This is a genomic window from Pararhizobium polonicum, assembly GCF_001687365.1.
Lineage (GTDB): Bacteria > Pseudomonadota > Alphaproteobacteria > Rhizobiales > Rhizobiaceae > Pararhizobium > Pararhizobium polonicum.
Genome location: NZ_LGLV01000009.1, coordinates 171,383 through 188,700, shown reverse-complemented (window position 1 = coordinate 188,700; position 17,318 = coordinate 171,383). Strand labels below are relative to the sequence as shown.

Annotated in this window: 16 protein-coding genes; 10 read left to right on the top strand and 6 right to left on the bottom strand. The window is 61.5% G+C overall.

Features of this window, described 5'->3' with window-relative positions:
- Positions 1-11: 11 nt before the first annotated feature.
- Together ADU59_RS15700 and ADU59_RS15695 are read right to left on the bottom strand one after the other, a co-directional pair.
- A complete protein-coding gene (locus ADU59_RS15700) occupies positions 12-1,334 on the bottom strand; it encodes an O-acetylhomoserine aminocarboxypropyltransferase/cysteine synthase family protein (protein ID WP_068955072.1) in 1,323 nt (440 codons plus the stop codon).
- A 33-nt stretch (positions 1,335-1,367) separates the two neighbouring features.
- Positions 1,368-2,018: a peroxiredoxin-like family protein gene (locus ADU59_RS15695; protein ID WP_068955071.1), complete on the bottom strand. Its 651-nt coding sequence runs from the start codon at positions 2,016-2,018 to the stop codon at positions 1,368-1,370.
- A gap of 356 nt (positions 2,019-2,374) precedes the next feature.
- Between ADU59_RS15695 and ADU59_RS15690 the strand changes: the two genes are divergently transcribed.
- From ADU59_RS15690 to ADU59_RS15655, 8 genes are all read left to right on the top strand, one after another.
- Positions 2,375-3,418 (top strand): amino acid ABC transporter substrate-binding protein, encoded by a 1,044-nt coding sequence (locus ADU59_RS15690; RefSeq protein ID WP_083198289.1) that lies wholly within the window; start codon positions 2,375-2,377, stop codon positions 3,416-3,418.
- Between the two features lie 19 nt (positions 3,419-3,437).
- On the top strand, positions 3,438-4,628 hold the full coding sequence (locus tag ADU59_RS15685) for an amino acid ABC transporter permease (RefSeq protein WP_083198288.1): 1,191 nt from the start codon (positions 3,438-3,440) through the stop codon (positions 4,626-4,628).
- Positions 4,625-5,698, top strand: a complete 1,074-nt coding sequence (locus ADU59_RS15680) for an amino acid ABC transporter permease (RefSeq protein ID WP_068955070.1) — start codon at positions 4,625-4,627, stop codon at positions 5,696-5,698. The genes ADU59_RS15685 and ADU59_RS15680 overlap by 4 nt, the downstream gene beginning before the upstream one ends.
- A gap of 242 nt (positions 5,699-5,940) precedes the next feature.
- Positions 5,941-7,503: an ABC transporter substrate-binding protein gene (locus tag ADU59_RS15675; protein WP_068955069.1), complete on the top strand. Its 1,563-nt coding sequence runs from the start codon at positions 5,941-5,943 to the stop codon at positions 7,501-7,503.
- A gap of 44 nt (positions 7,504-7,547) precedes the next feature.
- A complete protein-coding gene (locus tag ADU59_RS15670) occupies positions 7,548-8,534 on the top strand; it encodes an ABC transporter permease (protein ID WP_244506446.1) in 987 nt (328 codons plus the stop codon).
- Positions 8,531-9,376, top strand: coding sequence for an ABC transporter permease (locus ADU59_RS15665; protein ID WP_068955068.1), 846 nt, complete (start codon positions 8,531-8,533; stop codon positions 9,374-9,376). The genes ADU59_RS15670 and ADU59_RS15665 overlap by 4 nt, the downstream gene beginning before the upstream one ends.
- Complete coding sequence (locus tag ADU59_RS15660) at positions 9,373-10,350, top strand: ABC transporter ATP-binding protein (RefSeq protein WP_068955067.1); 978 nt, start codon at positions 9,373-9,375, stop codon at positions 10,348-10,350. The genes ADU59_RS15665 and ADU59_RS15660 overlap by 4 nt, the downstream gene beginning before the upstream one ends.
- On the top strand, positions 10,347-11,306 hold the full coding sequence (locus ADU59_RS15655) for an ABC transporter ATP-binding protein (RefSeq protein ID WP_068955066.1): 960 nt from the start codon (positions 10,347-10,349) through the stop codon (positions 11,304-11,306). Before ADU59_RS15660 ends, ADU59_RS15655 begins: the two co-directional genes overlap by 4 nt.
- Here the strand turns inward: ADU59_RS15655 and ADU59_RS15650 are convergent.
- Positions 11,288-12,103: a phosphate/phosphite/phosphonate ABC transporter substrate-binding protein gene (locus tag ADU59_RS15650; protein ID WP_068955065.1), complete on the bottom strand. Its 816-nt coding sequence runs from the start codon at positions 12,101-12,103 to the stop codon at positions 11,288-11,290. The two genes, ADU59_RS15655 and ADU59_RS15650, sit on opposite strands and share 19 nt — an antisense overlap.
- A gap of 101 nt (positions 12,104-12,204) precedes the next feature.
- Here ADU59_RS15650 and ADU59_RS15645 point away from each other — a divergent pair, with 101 nt between their 5' ends.
- Together ADU59_RS15645 and ADU59_RS15640 are read left to right on the top strand one after the other, a co-directional pair.
- On the top strand, positions 12,205-13,818 hold the full coding sequence (locus tag ADU59_RS15645) for an FAD-dependent oxidoreductase (RefSeq protein ID WP_068955064.1): 1,614 nt from the start codon (positions 12,205-12,207) through the stop codon (positions 13,816-13,818).
- A complete protein-coding gene (locus ADU59_RS15640; RefSeq protein WP_068955063.1) occupies positions 13,818-14,138 on the top strand; it encodes a 4Fe-4S dicluster domain-containing protein in 321 nt (106 codons plus the stop codon). The genes ADU59_RS15645 and ADU59_RS15640 overlap by 1 nt, the downstream gene beginning before the upstream one ends.
- Positions 14,139-14,211: 73 nt before the next feature.
- Here the strand turns inward: ADU59_RS15640 and kduD are convergent, their stop codons facing one another.
- From kduD to ADU59_RS15625, 3 genes are all read right to left on the bottom strand, one after another.
- Positions 14,212-14,961, bottom strand: a complete 750-nt coding sequence (gene kduD / locus ADU59_RS15635; RefSeq protein ID WP_068955062.1) for a 2-dehydro-3-deoxy-D-gluconate 5-dehydrogenase KduD — start codon at positions 14,959-14,961, stop codon at positions 14,212-14,214.
- A 3-nt stretch (positions 14,962-14,964) separates the two neighbouring features.
- The gene (kduI, locus tag ADU59_RS15630; protein WP_068955176.1) at positions 14,965-15,801 is read right to left on the bottom strand and encodes a 5-dehydro-4-deoxy-D-glucuronate isomerase; all 837 of its coding nucleotides are present in this window, start codon (positions 15,799-15,801) and stop codon (positions 14,965-14,967) included.
- A 100-nt stretch (positions 15,802-15,901) separates the two neighbouring features.
- Positions 15,902-17,185, bottom strand: a complete 1,284-nt coding sequence (locus ADU59_RS15625) for an ABC transporter substrate-binding protein (protein ID WP_083198287.1) — start codon at positions 17,183-17,185, stop codon at positions 15,902-15,904.
- Positions 17,186-17,318: the final 133 nt, after the last annotated feature.

Below are 17,318 nucleotides of genomic sequence, written 5' to 3'. Positions count from 1 at the left end.
AATTCAAAAAATCAGGCCACCTGGCGGTCGCCGCTCACACCCGAGGCCGCATCGAGGCCACGGCCGATATCTTCGAGAATGTCATCGATATGTTCGATACCGATCGACAGCCGGACATAGCCTTGAGAAACGCCGCTGGCCAGCTGCTCCTCGCCGGAAAGCTGCGAATGCGTCGTCGTGGCCGGATGGATCGCCAGACTGCGGGCATCGCCGATATTGGCAACGTGATACAGCAGTTCCAGACTGTCGATGAAGCGGCGGCCGGCTTCCAGGCCGCCCTTGAGTTCGAAGCCGACCAGCCCGCCATAGCCGCCCTTGAGATATTTGTCGGCGCGCTCGCGCCACAGCCCTGTCTGCTTCGACGGATGGATGACCTTCGACACTTCCGGCCGCTTCGAGAGATAATCGGCAACGGCATCGGTATTCTTCGTATGACGCTCGATGCGCAACGGCAGCGTCTCGATCCCCTGGATGATCTGGAAGGCATTGAACGGAGAAAGCGGTGCGCCGAGATCCCGCAGCAGCGTTACCCGCGCCTTGATGATGTAGGCAATCGGACCGAGCGGCTTGACCGCTTCCGTCCAGATGGCGCCGTGATAGCTCTTGTCGGGCGTGTTGAGGGCCGGCTGCCGCTCGGGATGCGCGGCCCAGTCGAAGTTTCCGCCGTCGATGATCAGGCCGCCGATCGATGTGCCGTGGCCGCCGAGATACTTCGTCGTCGAATAGACAACCACCGCGGCGCCATGATCGAGCGGCCGGGCAAGAAGCGGGGCCGCCGTGTTGTCGACAATCAGGGGAATGCCAAACTCGCGGCCGATGGCGGCCACCTCGGCGATCGGGAAAACGGTCAGCTTCGGATTTGGAAGGGTCTCGGCATAATAGGCCCGTGTCCGATCATCGGTGGCCCGGCGGAAGTTCTCCGGGTCGGTGGGGTCGATGAAGCGCACCTCGATCCCCTGGTCCTTCAGCGTGTTGGCAAAGAGGTTCCATGTGCCGCCATAAAGATCGGTCGAACTGACGATATTGTCACCGGCCTTGGCGAGGTTCTGGATCGCAAAGGCGGACGCCGCCTGCCCCGAGGCAAGGGCCAGAGCGGCAACCCCGCCCTCGATCGCAGCCACCCGCTGCTCGAGCACATCGACGGTCGGATTGCCGATGCGGCTGTAGATATTGCCGAGTTCCTTGAGAGCAAAGAGATTGGCCGCGTGCTCGGTATCGCGAAACTGGAACGAGGTCGTCTGGTAGATGGGGACGGCAACGGCCCCTGTAGCGGGATCGGCCCGCCATCCGGCATGAAGGGCCAGGGTTTCCGGACGTGTGGTTTTCAGGCTCATGGTCTCTCTCCTTTGAAACGCAGATGAAGGGGATCAGGCGGCAACCCGGCGAAGGGCGGCAGCGATATTGGCAGGCTCGGCACGCACCGAGAAATCGGCATCAACGAACGCCCACACGACCGTGCCTTTCGAATCGACGATGAAGGTTGCCGCGAGCGGCAGCTCATGGCTTTCGTCGCCATTCCAGTCCTCAAGATCGATGCCGATCGAGCGATAGAGCGGCCGCAGATTTTCCGGCAGGGAAAAGACGATCCCGAGTTCGCGGGCATAACGATTGCCCTTGTCGACCAGAACAGGAAAGCCCAGCGTGTTCTTGCCGGCGGTTTCGCGCGCGCTGTCCGGCTGCTCCGGCGAGATCGCCACTACCGACGCACCCGACGCCTCGATGTCTCCCAGCGCGTTGGCAAGAGCGCGCAATTCGACATTGCAATAGGGGCACCAGCCACCGCGATAGAAACTGATGACCAAAGGCCCGTCGGCTGCGAGCTTACGCAGATCGACGTCGTTGCCGTCAAAATCCGTGATGACGGGCAGCGGAATGGTCGAGCCGACCGATGCGGCTCTCTTGGCGATCCCGGTTGCTTTCAGATCGGCAATGGATTGCCCGATTGCCGAGAAGATGTCCTCCGGCAGGGCGGCCTTGAGAGAATCTGCAGTTTTCTTCAGTTCAACGGCAAGTGACATGGATGACTGCTCCTTCGAGACCGTGCCGCGGGAGAGCGGTTACAGGGCGGCAGGATCGCTTATGTCTATAGTTTTTGTAGAGTAACGAATTTCCAATTTTCGGGGCTTCGTTGGAAATTGCATTTATTTCTGTTCGCACCACCGCAGGTCGAGATAGGCCTGCCGGAAGCGGTCCGCCGGACGGTTAGCGGCCAAAATCGCTTATAAATCGAGCAATCTGTTTTAAAAGCGGGCACGCAATGGGATTAATATATCTATTCTATAATTTTTATAGACTTATTCTGCAGTCGATCCCGGCGATGGTGGGGATAGCCATTTGCCGGGACCGGGGACACCACATCTTTAGGAGCCATTTCATGAATCCAATTTCCGCACGCAGCGGCCTTTTCAAAAAGGCGCTCGCGACCACCCTGGTGCTTGCCACGGGCCTCATTGCATCGTCTGCGCTGGCAGGCGAAACACTCGACAAGATCAAGCAGCGCGGCCTGATCAAGGTCGGCGTCGGCACCACGCCGGGCTTCTTTACCCCCGATAGCAACGGGCGCTGGCAGGGTTTCTTCATCGATTTCGGCCGGGCACTGGCCGTCACTGTTTTCAACGACCCGGAAAAGGTGGAGTTCACCAATTCCTCGCCGCAGCAGCGCCTGCCGGCGCTGCAGTCGGGTGAGTTCGATATTCTGCTGTCCGGAGTGACGCAGACCGTCACCCGTGCCTTCAAGCTCGGCTTCCACTTCGGTCCGGTGGTTTTCTATGACGGACAGGGTTTGCTGGTCCGCAAGGATCTCGGCGTCACCAAGGGTGACGAGCTGGACGGCGCCACGATCGGCGTACAAAGCGGCACCACCGGCGAGCTGAACATTGCCGACTTCTTCCGCAAGACCGGCAAGAAATTCACGCCCGTTACAATCGAGGAAACCGGCGAATTCCTGAAGGCGCTCGATTCCGGCCGCGTCGATGCCCTGACCCAGGATGCCACCGACCTTGCCGCAAAGCGCACGCAGCTGAGCAAGCCCGACGACTACGTCCTCCTGCCCGAACGCCTGTCGAAGGAGCCCTTGGCCCCTGCCCTGCGCGCCGGCGACGACCAGTGGCTGGAAATCGTCAACTGGACCGTCTACGCCACGATCCAGGCGGAAGAGTTCGGCATCACCCAAGCCAATGTCGACGAGTTTCTCAAGAGCGAGGATCCAAGCATCCAGCGCTTCCTCGGCGTCGATCCGTCGCTTGGCGAAGCCATCGGCCTCGATCCGAAATTCGCCTACAATATCGTCAAGGCGGTCGGCAATTACGGCGAGATCTTCGACCGCAACGTCGGCAAGGGCACGCCGCTGAACTTCGAGCGCGGCTACAACCAGCTCTGGACCAATGGCGGCCTGCTCTACTCCCCGCCGTTCCGTTGAGCCGCAGCCGGATTTTTCGATGACAATCATGACTGTGCCGGGTCCCGATGGACCCGGCTTTTTCGCCAAGGTCAGGGCTTGGATCGGTCCCCGGCCGCTGCAGCAAATCCTTATGCTGGCCGGCATTCTGTCGATCCTCTGGCTGTTCGGGTCGAATACCGTCGACAGCATGGAGCGCCTCGGCATCAAGCCGGGCTTCTCGTTTCTGTCGCAGCAGGCCAATTTCGAGATCGGCGAGAGCGTCATCGCCTATTCCTCCGGCGATACCTATGCCCGGGCGCTGACAGCCGGACTGGCGAACACGATCAAGGTGGCGTTCTTCGGCTGTCTCCTTGCGACCATTCTCGGCGTCGCCCTTGGCATCGCCAGGCTCTCCGGCAATCTGCTGCTCTCCAGCTTTGTCTACGGCTATGTCGAGGTTCTGCGCAGCACGCCGCTGCTGCTTCAGCTTTTCCTGTGGAGCGCGATCAGCCGTAGCCTGCCGACGCCGCGCGGCGCGTTTTCGCCGTTTGACGGTTTCTTCCTCAGCAACCGCGGCATCTTCATTCCCAGTCTGCAGTTCGAAGGGCTCCCGGCGACGCTTTGGCTGCCGCTGTTGCTCGCAATCATTGCCGTCACGATCTTCCTGTCGCGGCGGCTCCTGACCGGGGTGCCCTATTATTTTCTGAAGGCGACCGGCATCCTGTTGTCCGTCATTCTGCTGTATTTCGCGTTCCTTCTGACCCTGGGCCTGTCCGCCTCCGCCGAACTGCCGGCCAAGGGCGGCTTCAACATTCGCGGCGGCCTTTCGCTGACGCCGGAATTCGCGGCCCTGCTCGTCGGCCTCGTCGTCAATGCCTCAGCCTCGATTTCGGAGATCGTGCGCAGCGGTATCCAGTCGGTGAACAATGGCCAGTGGGAAGCCGCGCGGGCCATGGGTCTCAAGCGCGGCCACATCATGCGGCTGATCGTCATGCCGCAGGCCTTGAGGGTGATCACGCCGCTCATGACGTCCAGCTATCTCGACCTCACCAAGAATTCGAGCCTGGCGGTGGCCATCGGCTTTCCCGATCTCGTCAGCGTGGCCAACACCACGGCCAACACCACCGGTCAGGTTTTCGAATCCATCAGCATCATCGTTGCCGTCTATCTGACGCTGAACATCGGAGTCTCGATCCTGATGAACATCTATAACCGCCGCGTGGCATTGAAGGGCGGAGACAAACGATGAGCCAGATCGATCTGCCACCGCCCAAGGCGCCGGAATGGCGGCGCTGGCAAAGCGGCCTGTTCGGAAGCATCGGCAATACCATCGTGACGTTCGCCACGCTGGCCATGGTTCTCTGGCTGCTCGCACCGATGCTGCGATGGCTCCTGACCGACGCCGTCTGGAGCGGGTCAGCCGAGACCTGTGCAGCCGATACGGCCGGCGCATGCTGGGCCTTCATCGGCGCGAAATTGCGCTTCATCCTGTTCGGTTTCTTTCCGCCCGATCTTCAATGGCGGCCGGCGTTGGTCGTTCTGGGGATTGCGACACTTCTGATCTTTTCCGCGCTGCCGCGGTTCTGGACCGTCAAGCTGATCCCGGTGTGGCTGCTGGCCCTCGTGCTGTCCTGGACGCTGATGGCGGGCACGTTCACGCCGCCGCGTGTATCCAGCAACCAGTGGGGCGGCCTGCCCATTACACTGGCGGTCGCCATTGCCGGGCTGGCGCTTGCGTTTCCGATCGCGCTGCTGCTTGCCCTTGCCCGCCAATCCAACATGGGCGTGCTGCGCATCGTTGCCATCACCTTCATCGAGGTCTTGCGCGGCATTCCGATGATCGCGGTGCTCTACATCGCCATGCTGATCGTGCCGATGGCCGTTCCCGGCGGCGCGCTGATCGACAAGCTCTTGCGCGCGCAGATCGGCGTGACGCTGTTTTTCTCGGCCTATCTGGCGGAGATCATCCGCGCCGGACTTCAGGTCATTCCGCACGGACAGACGGAAGCCGCTGCCGCCCTTGGCCTCGGCTATTGGCGGACGATCCGGTTGATCGTGCTGCCGCAGGCGTTGCGCGCCGTGATCCCGGCGATCGTCAACCTGTCGATCGGCATTCTGCTCAATACCTCGCTGCTGGCGGTTATCGGCATCTTCGATCTGCTCAATACGGCCAGGACCGCGGCCACCGATCCGCTATGGCTCGGGTTCTATACGGAATCCTATGTCTTTACGGCCCTGATCTATTTCATGATCTGCTTCAGCGGCTCCCGCTACAGCCTCTGGCTCGAACGCTATCTCGGCAGATCGGTAAGCCGATGAGGCCGATACCGGTTCCGGTGTTGACCACTGCAATTGGCAGCAAATATCCAGCCATCGCGAACCATTATGCAGGACCGGGGAAAATTTCCGTTCCCCGTCAAATTAGAGATTCATTTTCTAAAATTCGTCCCGGCAACAGGCGCATTTAATCTACTAAATTTATGCATTTAATGCGTAATAAATAGACATTTCGAATCCGGTGTTGCTGCGGACATGACGCCTTTTTCTCAAGGGAGAGATTTATGACATTGAACATTACCCGGCGCCAGGCGCTCCTCGGCGGTGCATCGATTGCAGCAGCCGTGGCGCTCGGCGGTGTCCACCCCGCATTTGCAGCAGCAGACCGCACGAAGATCGTCGTGCGCGTCGACAAGGATCTCGTCAATCTCGATCCGGCAAACCGGTCCGGCCCCGTCGATCTCAACGTGATCTGGTCTGTCCAGCAGGGCCTGATCTCCTTCAAGCCGGAGTCGACCGAATGGGAGCTGGATGCAGCCGAAGAGCTGGTTCAGGTCAACGACAAGGAAATCCGCTTCAAGCTCCGTCCGGGGCTGACTTTCACCGGCGGCTACGGCGAGCTGACGGCGGAGGACGTAAAATTCTCCTTCGAGCGCTTCCTCCATCCGGACGCCGAAGGCAAGCCGGTCACCTATGCGAAGGACTGGGCAGCACTCGACCATGTCGAAGTGACCGGGCCGCTGGAAGGCCGCATCCTGCTCAAGACCCCGGCTCCGGCCCTCTACTCGATCGCACTGGCCGATGGTTCCGGCCGCATCGTCTCGAAAAAGGCATTTGAAAAGCTCGGCAAGGATTTTGCCACCACGCTGATCGGCAGCGGGCCGTATATCCTGAAGGAATGGACGCCGCGCGAGCAGTTCGTGCTCGAAATCAATCCGGACTACAAGGGACCGATAAAGCCGCATTTCCAGCAGATCGTCGGCAAGCCGATCTCGGAACAGCGCACGGCGGAAATCGCCTTCAGCTCCAACGAAATCGACTTTACTGCAATCGATCCCGAAAACGGCAAGGCGCTTTCCCAGACGCCGGATGCAAGCGTCACCCAGGTGCCGGCCATCGACTACGTCTGGTTCGGCCCCAATATCGAAAAGGCGCCGTTCGATGACGTCCGTGTACGCAAGGCGCTTCGCCTTGCCGTCGATATCGACGGAATCTTGCAGGGCGCCTATGCCGGTCTCTACCCGCGCGCCAATTCCCTTCTCGCCCCGCAGCTGCTTGGGTACTGGAAAGACGCGCCGGTTTACCAGCGTGATATCGAGGCTGCGAAGACGCTCCTGGAAGAGGCAGGCCATGCGGATGGCTTCAAGACGAAACTGACGATCGAGGCAAACGCGCGTTACGAGGCCATCGCCCAGATCATCCAGGCAAACCTGGCCGATGTCGGCATCGAGGTGGAGATCGAAGCTCTCGAGTCCGCCGCCTACTGGGCACTGGGCGACAACAATGCCAGCAAGGACCTCGAGCTGTCGCTGATCAAATACAACGGCAAGTTCGACCCGAGTTTCCAGACGCAATGGTTTACCTCCGAACAGGTCGGCCAGTGGAACTGGCAGCGCTGGCAGAACGCCGATTTCGATGCGCTTCACGCAAAGGGTGCAACGACGGTGGACCCCGAGGAACGCGCCCGCATCTATGTCGAGGCACAGAAGCTGCTGGACGAATCCGCGGCGTTCATCTGGATCACGCACAACGTCAACGCGTTTGCATCGCGCAAATGGCTGAAGCCCGGCGTGCTGCCGAACGGCAACAACTGGCTCTACACGGCCTTCAGCGAAGCAACGGCATAGGCACGGCCTGTGAAGATCGCAGTGCAGACAGACGGTCGAAGACCGTGCTGAAAAGCCATTCGTTCTACGCCTATCTCGCTTTCAAACTGGCGACGGCTCTTCTGGCCGTCGCCGGCGCCGTTGTGCTGTTGCTGGCTCTGACCCGCTTCATTCCCGGCGATCCCGCGACCGTCATTCTCGGCTCGCGGGCAACGCCCGAAGCGGTCGCCATCCTCAATGCCCGCATGGGGCTCGACAGGCCGCTTGCCGAGCAGGCGCTGGCCTTCTTTGCCCGGCTTTTTACCGGTGACCTCGGCCAGGATGTTTTCAACGGGCGGCCTGTTCTGACCCTTGTTGCAGCCGCCTTGCCCAACACGGCCGCTCTTGCCGTTTCCGCCATTCTGCTTGCCATTATAATTGGAGTGCCGCTCGCTGTTCTTTCCGCCCATCGTCCGGGCGGCAAGGCCGACAGCCTGATCGCCTTCGTCAGCGTCGGCTTCATCTCCACGCCCAGCTTTGTGGTCTCCGTCTTCCTCCTGCTGTTCTTTGCCGTGTCGCTGCGGCTGTTTCCCGTGCTCGGCGCCGGTGATCGCGGCAATCTCGCCGATCAGCTCTGGCATCTCGTTCTCCCCTCGGCGGCACTTGCTGTCGGCTGGATCGGCTATATCGCCCGGCTCCTGCGCTCGTCGCTGCTGGAGGTTCTGGGCGAGAGCCATGTCAGGACCTTGCGCGCCTATGGTGTCAGCGAGGCGAGAATCCTGCTGAAATACGCCCTCAAGCCCGCATTGATCCCGACCATCGCCATCCTTGGCATGGGGTTTGGCGAGTTGCTCGGTGGCGCTGTTTTCGCCGAGGTCATCTTCAACCGGCCGGGCCTTGGCTCGCTCATCTATGATGCCATCCGCACGCGCAACTATCCGCTTGTCCAGGGCGGCGTCTTTGTCATCGTGCTGCTCTACGTCCTGACAAATCTGGCCGCCGACCTGCTCCAGACCTTTCTCGATCCGCAAGAGCGCAGCCGTCTGACATCCGCTGCGGGAGAAGGGCGATGAAGGCCTTTCTCTCCACTCTGCACGACGTCTCGAAACGCCCGGGCGGCACGTTCAGCCTGATCGCAGTGGCACTCATCCTCATCGTTGCCATCGCCGCTCCGCTCATTGCTCCCTATGCGCCGAACGCAATTGCGCCGGCAAACCGGCTGATGGCGCCAAGCTTCGATCATCTGTTCGGGACAGATCATCTCGGCCGCGATCTGCTCAGCCGGCTGATTTTCGGCTCGCGCGTCGCGCTCGGCGTTTCGCTGTCGGTCATCGCCATATCGCTGAGTGTGGGGATCACGCTTGGAGTAACCGCCGCCTTGTCGCCGCGTCCGCTCGATCTTGTCATCCTCGGCATCTTCGATGTCGTCACGTCCTTTCCGAGCGTGGTGCTGGCGCTGGCGCTTGTCGCGGTGTTCGGGCCGGGGCTGAGCAATATCGTCCTGCTGGTCAGCATCGTCTTCATACCGCATTTCGGCCGTGTTGCCCGCGCCCAGACGATCGCCATCCGCAACAGCCCCTTCATCGAGGCTGAAAAGGTGCTTGGCGCGGAGCGATGGCGCATCGTGCTGCATCATGTCACGCCCAACATCATCGGCCCCATCTTCGTCCTCGCCTGCATGGATATACCCGTCGTCATTACCATCGAGGCAGGCCTGAGCTTCCTTGGTCTCGGCGTGCGCCCGCCTCTGGCAAGCTGGGGCAATCTGCTCAACGATGGTTATACCTATCTGGATCAGTCGGTCTGGCCGGCGATCTTCTCCGGTCTTGCGCTGATCGTCGCCACGCTGGGTTTCTCGCTTCTCGGAGAGGCTCTGCGCGACACGTTCGATCCGAAGCTGAGGCGTAGCCAATGACGGTACCTCTGCTCTCCATCCGCAACCTCGATGTCTCCTATCCGACCGCCCGTGGACAGGCGCAGATTCTGTCCGCCGTCGATCTGACGATTGCGCCCGGCGCATCCGTCGGCCTTGTTGGCGAAAGCGGCAGCGGCAAGTCGACCCTGGCACTGGCATTGCTGGGTTTGCTCCCCGACAATGCTAAAATCCAGTCGGAAAGCGCGGTCTTTGATAACTGTCCCGACGCGCTGTCGCCTGCGGCAACGCGGCGCCTGCGCGGCATCGACATCGCCATGGTCTTCCAGGATCCGATGACGGCGCTCAATCCGCTGTTTACCATCGGAACCCATCTCGTCGAAATCCAGCGCCGGAAATTTGCAGGCGCAAGCCGGGCCGAACTCTGGGCGCGTGGCGAAGCCATGCTGGCCCGTGTCGGCGTTTCCGATGCCGGCAACCGGATGCGCCGGTATCCGCATGAATTTTCCGGCGGCATGCGGCAGAGGGTGGTGATCGCCATGGCGCTGCTTGTCGAACCGAAACTGCTGATCGCCGACGAGCCGACGACTGCGCTCGATGCGACGATCGAGGCGCAGGTCGTGGACATTCTGCGCGATCTGCGCTCGGAGCTTTCGGCTGCGCTGCTGGTTGTCAGCCACAGCTTCGGCCTGATCGCGGAACTGTGCGAGACCGTCATCGTGATGTATGCCGGAACCATCGTCGAAACGGGCGCGGTCGGCGACGTGTTGCGCGACCCGCACCATCCCTATGCGCAAGCGCTGCTGGCCTGCGAGATCGAGCCGCTGTCGTCCATCGAAAGTGCAGAACCTCTGGTGACCATTCCGGGCACTGTGCCGGATCCCGCCAACCGGCCGGCGGGCTGCGTCTTTGCTGCCCGCTGTCCCGCCCGCCATGACCGCTGCTCCGAGCCGCCGCCCTTCGTGTCGCAGGGCAACGGCAGAGGTTTTGCCTGCTGGCTTGGAGTGTCCTCATGACCGCCCCGGTGCTTTCCCTCAACAATGGCGCCGTGCGCTATGGCGACCTGACGGCCGTGGATGGCGTGTCGATCGACCTTCATGCCGGCGAAACGCTGGGTCTTGTCGGCGAAAGCGGATGCGGCAAGTCCTCCATCGCGCGGGCCATTTCCGGGCTTGCGCCGCTGTCTGCCGGATCGCTGCTGATCGACGGACAGGATGTTGCCGCCGGTATCCGCGCGGACCGTCGTTTTCTGGCCGATCGCGTCCAGCTTCTCTTCCAGGATCCGGTAGCGTCGCTCTCGCCGCGCCAGACAGTCGGCGCACTGCTGGCCGAACCGCTGAAGATACGCAAGATCTTCAATGCGGACACATGGGGCGCGGCGGTCGCCCTTCTGCGGGATATGGGGCTGGGCGAACAGTTCCTGTCGCGCTACCCGCATCAGCTGAGCGGCGGTCAGGCGCGACGGGTGGCGCTCGCCCGTGTACTGACGGCCAAGCCGCGGATTATCGTTGCCGACGAACCCACAGCCGGGCTCGACGTCTCCATCCAGGGCGACATGCTCAACCTGCTCCGCGCACTGCGCGACAGGCTGGGGCTCAGCTACCTGTTCATCTCGCACAACTTGAATGTCGTCGGCCGTGTTACGGACCGCGTGGCGATCATGTATCTCGGCCAGATCGTCGAGACCGGCAGGACCAGCGTGCTTTTCCGTAATCCGGCACACCCATACACAAAGGCGCTTCTATCCTCGAACCTGACGATCGATCCGCAACGGCGGCGCGAGCGCATCATTCTCAAAGGTGAATTGCCGAGCCCCCGCAATCCGCCGTCCGGTTGCCGTTTTCACCAACGCTGCCCGGTCGCGCAACCTATCTGTGCCGTTCAGCAACCACGGCTTGCGCCTCTGGACGACGGCCGCGCCGTCGCCTGCCATTTCCCCCTGAGCGGCGGCTCTCAGGCAATGACGGGATAACCAAGACGATGCGCTTCACGCTCAAGCTCAGCCAGCGGTTCATAGGCCTCGTCGTCCAGCATGACGAAACCTTTCAGCGAGAGCGTCTCGCGCGCTTGCGCAAGGGACGGATCGGTGATCGCATCCTGCAGCGCCTTTCGCAGAATGAGAACCTCTTCGTCCGATGCTTCAGCCCGGGTGATAAACGGAAGTCCCGGACCCTTGACGGTTTCCGTCAGGATACGAATTCCGGCAAGCCGCTCCGGGTCGAACCGCAATGTGTTGCCATAGGTGACACAATCGATCGCCGCCACATCGGCCTTTCCCTCCGCCACGGCATCGATGCTGGCCCGGTGGCCACCGGTCTCGATGACGGACGAAAAGAACCGGCCGTTGCGGGCAAACGGCGCGATGGTCGCACGCAGCAGATTGACACCGGAATTGCTGCCCGGCTCGTTGATCGCCGCCTTTACACCGCGCAGGTCCTCGATCGTTTCAATCCGGGAATCACGGCGAACGATCACGAAACTGCATTTGAACGGCCCGTCGCAACCGGCAAGACCGTAGACCGGCGTGGCCACCAGACGGACCCGTCCGCGCAGATGTTTCACATAGGGGTAACCGCAGGTCTGCCCGAGAAGAAGATCCGGATGCACCCACGCCTCGTCGTAGCGCACGGTCGCATCGAGCGCCGCGGGGACATCCGGCAATCCCGACCGTTCAAGGCGAGCGGAAAGAAAGCTCCAGAGCGCGGCTGTCGCCTCGGCGATCGGCGGCGGGCTGACATACATGGCAAGGCTTGCGAGACGCGTTGGCATTCAAACTCCAGTCAAAACAACCGTTTGTAGACGGCATAATAGTCTATATAAATTATGCACTACAGGTAACATAGTCAAATTAACATGTTTGAGGAAGCGTCATGACATCAATTGAATCTCCGCAATCGGGATTCCAGCTCGATCTTGAGACCGACGTCCTGATCATCGGCGGCGGGCCTGCCGGATGCTGGGCTGCCCTCAATGCGGTATCCGCCGGTGCACGCGTCGTGCTTGCCGACAAGGGCTATTGCGGCAGTTCGGGCGCGACGGCATCCGCCGGCACGCAGATCTGGTATGTGCCGCCGGTTGCCGAAGAGCGGGAGGCCGCCATGGCCAGCCGCGAGGCCATGGGCGGCTATCTTTCGGATCGAAGCTGGATGCGGCCGGTGCTCGACACGACATACGAGAGCGTCAACCGGCTTGCCGAGTGGGGCTATCCTTTTCCGGCGGACGAAAACGGTGTCCAGCAGCGCATCTCCGTCCAGGGGCCGGAATATATGCGGCTGATGCGCCGCAAGGTGAAGAATGCCGGCGTCACCATTCTCGATCATTCGCCAGCCCTCGAGCTGATCATGGATGAAAGCGGCACCATCGCCGGGGCGACGGGCATCCGGCGGCAGGAAGGCGGCAATTGGATCGTGCGGGCCGGCGCGGTGGTGCTGGCAGCGGGCGGCTGCGCCTTCAAGAGCAAGGCGCTCGGCTGCGACGTGCTAACGGGGGACGGATATCTGATGGCGGCGGAGGCCGGCGCGGAACTCTCCGGCATGGAGTTCTCCTCGGCCTATGCCATTTCGCCAACCTTCGCATCCGTGACGAAGACCGCTCTCTACCGCTTCGCCAGCTTCTACCGCGAGGATGGTTCGCTGATCGAAGGTGCTGGATCGGCGCGCGGCCGCTCGATCATCGCCCGCACCTTGCTGACGGAACCGGTTTTCGCACGGCTCGACCTTGCCGAAACGGAAGAGGTCCGCGAGATCATGCGGCGGGCGCAACCGAACTTTTTTCTGCCGTTCCTTCGCCGTGGCCTCGATCCGTTTACCGAGCGCTTCGCGGTAACGCTGCGGCTGGAAGGAACGGTGCGTGGGACCGGTGGATTGCGTCTGACCGGCCTTGACTGTGCAACCAACGTGCCGGGACTGTATGCGGCCGGCGACAACGCGACACGCGAACCGATCTGCGGCGGCTTCACCGGCGGCGGCAGCCACAACGCCGCCTGGGCCATTGCCACGGGCAGCTTTGCCGGCAGCGCTGCCGCCGGATTTGCCGGCCGCCGGGAAAAACCGACGCAGGGAGAGATACTGCGTCTGGGCAAGGCTGGATTTTCGCAAGGCCATCCGGCACTCGACGCGCCCGCAGCACTGAAAGCCGTACAGGCCGAAGTGGCGCCGCTGGACATCAATTATTTCCGGACGCAATCCGGGTTGGCAATATCGCTTAAACGGCTGAATACGATCTGGCAGACGCTGGAAACAAGCGGCGGCGTTTCCGATGTCGCCTTGCTTGCCCTGCGCGAAACGGCCGCGATGGCGGCGACCGCCCGCTGGATGTACAATGCCGCCCTCGCCCGCACGGAGACCCGCGGCATGCACCGGCGCGACGATTTTCCGAAACAGGACCCGCTGCAGCATCACCGCCTGATCGTCAGCGGACTGGCGGATATTGCGGTCAGGCGCGAACCCGTCGAATCCGTATCGTTCCGGGAGGCTGCGGAATAATGATCGAAGTTCTCGATACCGATGTCTGTACCGACTGCAACCTGTGCGTCTCGGTCTGTCCCACCAATGTCTTTCAGGCCGTCAAGGACGGCCCTCCGGTGATCGCGCGGCAAGACTCTTGCCAGACCTGCTTCATGTGCGAGGTCTATTGTCCCGTCGATGCGCTCTATGTCGACCCGGATCCCGCCCATGTCTACAGCCTGACCGTCGACACCGTTAAACAGGACGGTCTGTTCGGCAGCTATCGCCGGGCCATCGGCTGGGCCAAGGAGACGCGGCATCTGCGCAAGACGGACGACCATTTCCGGCTACCGCAATGAGCCGCTCCTGACGTTCTGAAACACGGATGAACCATGCCGAACGCCAGGAGGCCTGGCTGCGCACATGCCGTCGTTATCGTGACAGCCAGCCGCCATCGACGGGAATGGTCGTGGCCGTGACATAGCCCGAAGCGGGCGACGCCAGAAACAGGATGGCGGTGGCAAGATCGTCGGGCACACCCCATCGTCCCATCGGGATACGGGCGAGGATGTCGCGCGACCGGCCGGCATCCTGCCGGAGCGCCGAGGTGTTGTCGGTCTCCATGTAACCCGGCGCGATGGCGTTGACCGTGATGCCGCTTGTCGCAAGCTCGTTGGCCATGGCTTTCGTCAGGCCGACGATCCCATGCTTCGAGGTGGTATAGGCAACGACGCGGATGCCGCCCTGGTAGGAGAGCATCGAGGCGATATTGATGATGCGCCCACCACGCCCGGCCTGCACCATGTCTGCGGCTGCCGCCTGCGACAACTGGAAGACCGCCCGCAGATTGACCGCGTTGACGGCGTCCCAGTCTTCAAGCGAATAGTCGGCAAGATCGCTGCGCCGGATGATGCCGGCATTGTTGACGAGAATATCGATCCGGCCAAGGGTTCCGGTCACGGCCCCGATCAGGTCCGCGCCCTCGAAGGCCGACCCGAGATCCTGCCTGATCGCAAAGAAGCGCCGGCCGAGCGCGGCTATGCGCGCGGCCGTTTCGGGCATGTCCTGTGATCCGATCGCCGCGATATCGGCCCCTGCCCCGGCAAGGGCGATTGCCGCCGCCTGGCCGAGTCCGGTCCGGGCGCCGGTCACCAGCGCCACTTTTCCCGTCAGATCAAACATCGCTCACCTCAGATCCTGCGGCCGCACCATGTCCATGTCCTCAAAGACCTGGTTTTCCCCGGACATGGCCCAGATGAAGGTGTAGTTGCCGGTTCCGCAGCCGGAATGGATCGACCAGGGCGGCGAAATGACCGCTTCCTCGTTGCGCATGACGATATGGCGGGTTTCCTGCGGTTTTCCCATCATGTGAAAAACCAAGGCTTCCGGCGCCATGTCGAAATAGAAATAGACCTCCATCCGGCGGTCGTGCAGGTGGGCCGGCATCGTGTTCCAGTTGCTGCCGGGCGCAAGTTTGGTCAGGCCCATCAACAATTGGCAGGTCGGCATGACATTGGGGTGGAGATAGCGGTAGATGGTGCGCTCGTTGTTGGTCTCACGCGCGCCGAGCGTCACCGGAGATGCTTCCTCCAGCGTCACATGCTTGTTGGGGTAGCTTTTGTGCGCGGGCGCGCAATTGCCGTAGAATTTTGCCGGATGCGCCGCATCGTCGCTCGAAAACACGATGCTCCTTGCACCTGCACCGATATAGAGGGCTTCCTGCGGTCCCAATCCATAGACCTCGCCGTCGACACTGACCTTGCCCGGCCCGCCGATATTGATCAGCCCCATTTCCCGGCGCTGCAGCAGGAACTCGGTCCCGGTTACGCCGGAAACGTCGTTCGGTGCCTCGACCGTTCCGCTGACCGGGCAGACACCGAACACGATCACGCGGTCGTAATGCGTGTAGGTCATATTCATCGCATCGGGTGTAAAGAGCCCGGCGATGTGAAACTGCGCGCGCAGGCCGTCCGTATCGAGCAGTTTTGCGTGTTCAGGGTGAATTGTCTCGCGGATGTCCATGGTCTTTCCTTGCTGCTGTTCATGCGGGCGGATGCCGCCCGCCCGGGACGCGAAATCGGCGCCGCGGTCTGTCACGGCGCCGATCGGATATGCACTGATGTTACTTGGCGGCGGCGGCGTATTTGGCAAGCTCGACGTTCGCGCCCTTGGCATCGGCGGCCAGCTGCGCATAGGCTTCCTCAAGCGTCAGTTCGCCGACGATCAGCTGGCTCATGCGCTGTACGATGGAACCATAGACGGCACTTGCCCCTTGGGTCCTTTCGATGGTCCGCGCTTCCTCCGGCACGTTGGCAACATTGCGGGCAAAGGCTTCCATCGAGGATTTGGCGTTGGCGCTGTCGGTCTTGTAGTGCGGGTTGTCGATCTGGGCGCCGGTGAGGATCAGGAACTGCTCGGCAATCTCGCGCTGGACCTTTTCCGAGCCGAGATACTCGATGAGCCTGGCGGCCGCTTCCGGCGCCTTGGTGTGCTGGAAGGCGACGACGAATGTCGAGCCCGGCATCGGCACGCAGCCGGCATCGCCGCAAGGCGGATCGATCGCCGTCCAGTCGAACGCATCGCCGATCTTTGCGATGAAGGGATTGACCATCCAGTTTCCGGCCAGATAGGTCACGACATTGCCGTTGGCGAACTCGTCACCCATGTTCTTGTAGCGCGTTCCACCGGCAGCCCCCCACATTTCCTTGGGAAACGCCCCGGACTGGCTCCATTTGTAGAGATCCGCGATATAGCGCTTGGCCGCGTCGTCGGGGAAGATCAGCTGCCCGTCCTTGAGGAAATGGGCGCCATAGGAAAAGGCCGGACCGGCGAAACGGTGTCCGGAGCGGTCCATGGTGAAGGGAATCTCGACGCCGGTGGCCTTGGCAACCTTGACGGACGCATCGACGATTTCCGTCAGCGTCGCCCCCTTTGCCGGCAGCGGAACCCCGGCCTGCTCGAACAGGGTGACGTTGACGAACGGCTGGTTGAGCGTCTGCGAAGCGACATAGCCGCCGATCTTGTCCGGCGCCGTGCCCGGAGTGCGGATCAGCTCCAGCGACTTTCCGTGCAGCTTCGCAAAACCATCCGGGTCCTTCATATAGGGCCGCAGGTCGGCCGTGTATCTGAGAAGATCGGTGGCCGTTATCTTCGCCACGTCCGGGCCCTTGCCGACGGACAGCTGAAGCGGCAGCTGCTCCATCATCTGGGCGTAGCCCGCCGTGACGAAATTGACGGTGATATCCTTGTTCTCCGCCTCGAACTGGTCGACCAGCTTCTCCATCGTGGCGATATAATTCGGATCGTCGTCACTGAAGGCAAAGGTGATCGTTTCGGCGAATGCCGGCACGGCAGCCGTGCTCAAAGCGAGCGCAAAGGCGGTAATTTTCAGGGTTTTCAAGATCATGCATTCCTCCCGTTTTGGATATTTCCCGCTTCAATGAAATAATTTTCATAATCATGACCATTAAATTTCATTGCCTCTGTCGGATTTAATGGCTATTTCTGCCGATAAGTCAATAAAAATGAAATGAGAAATG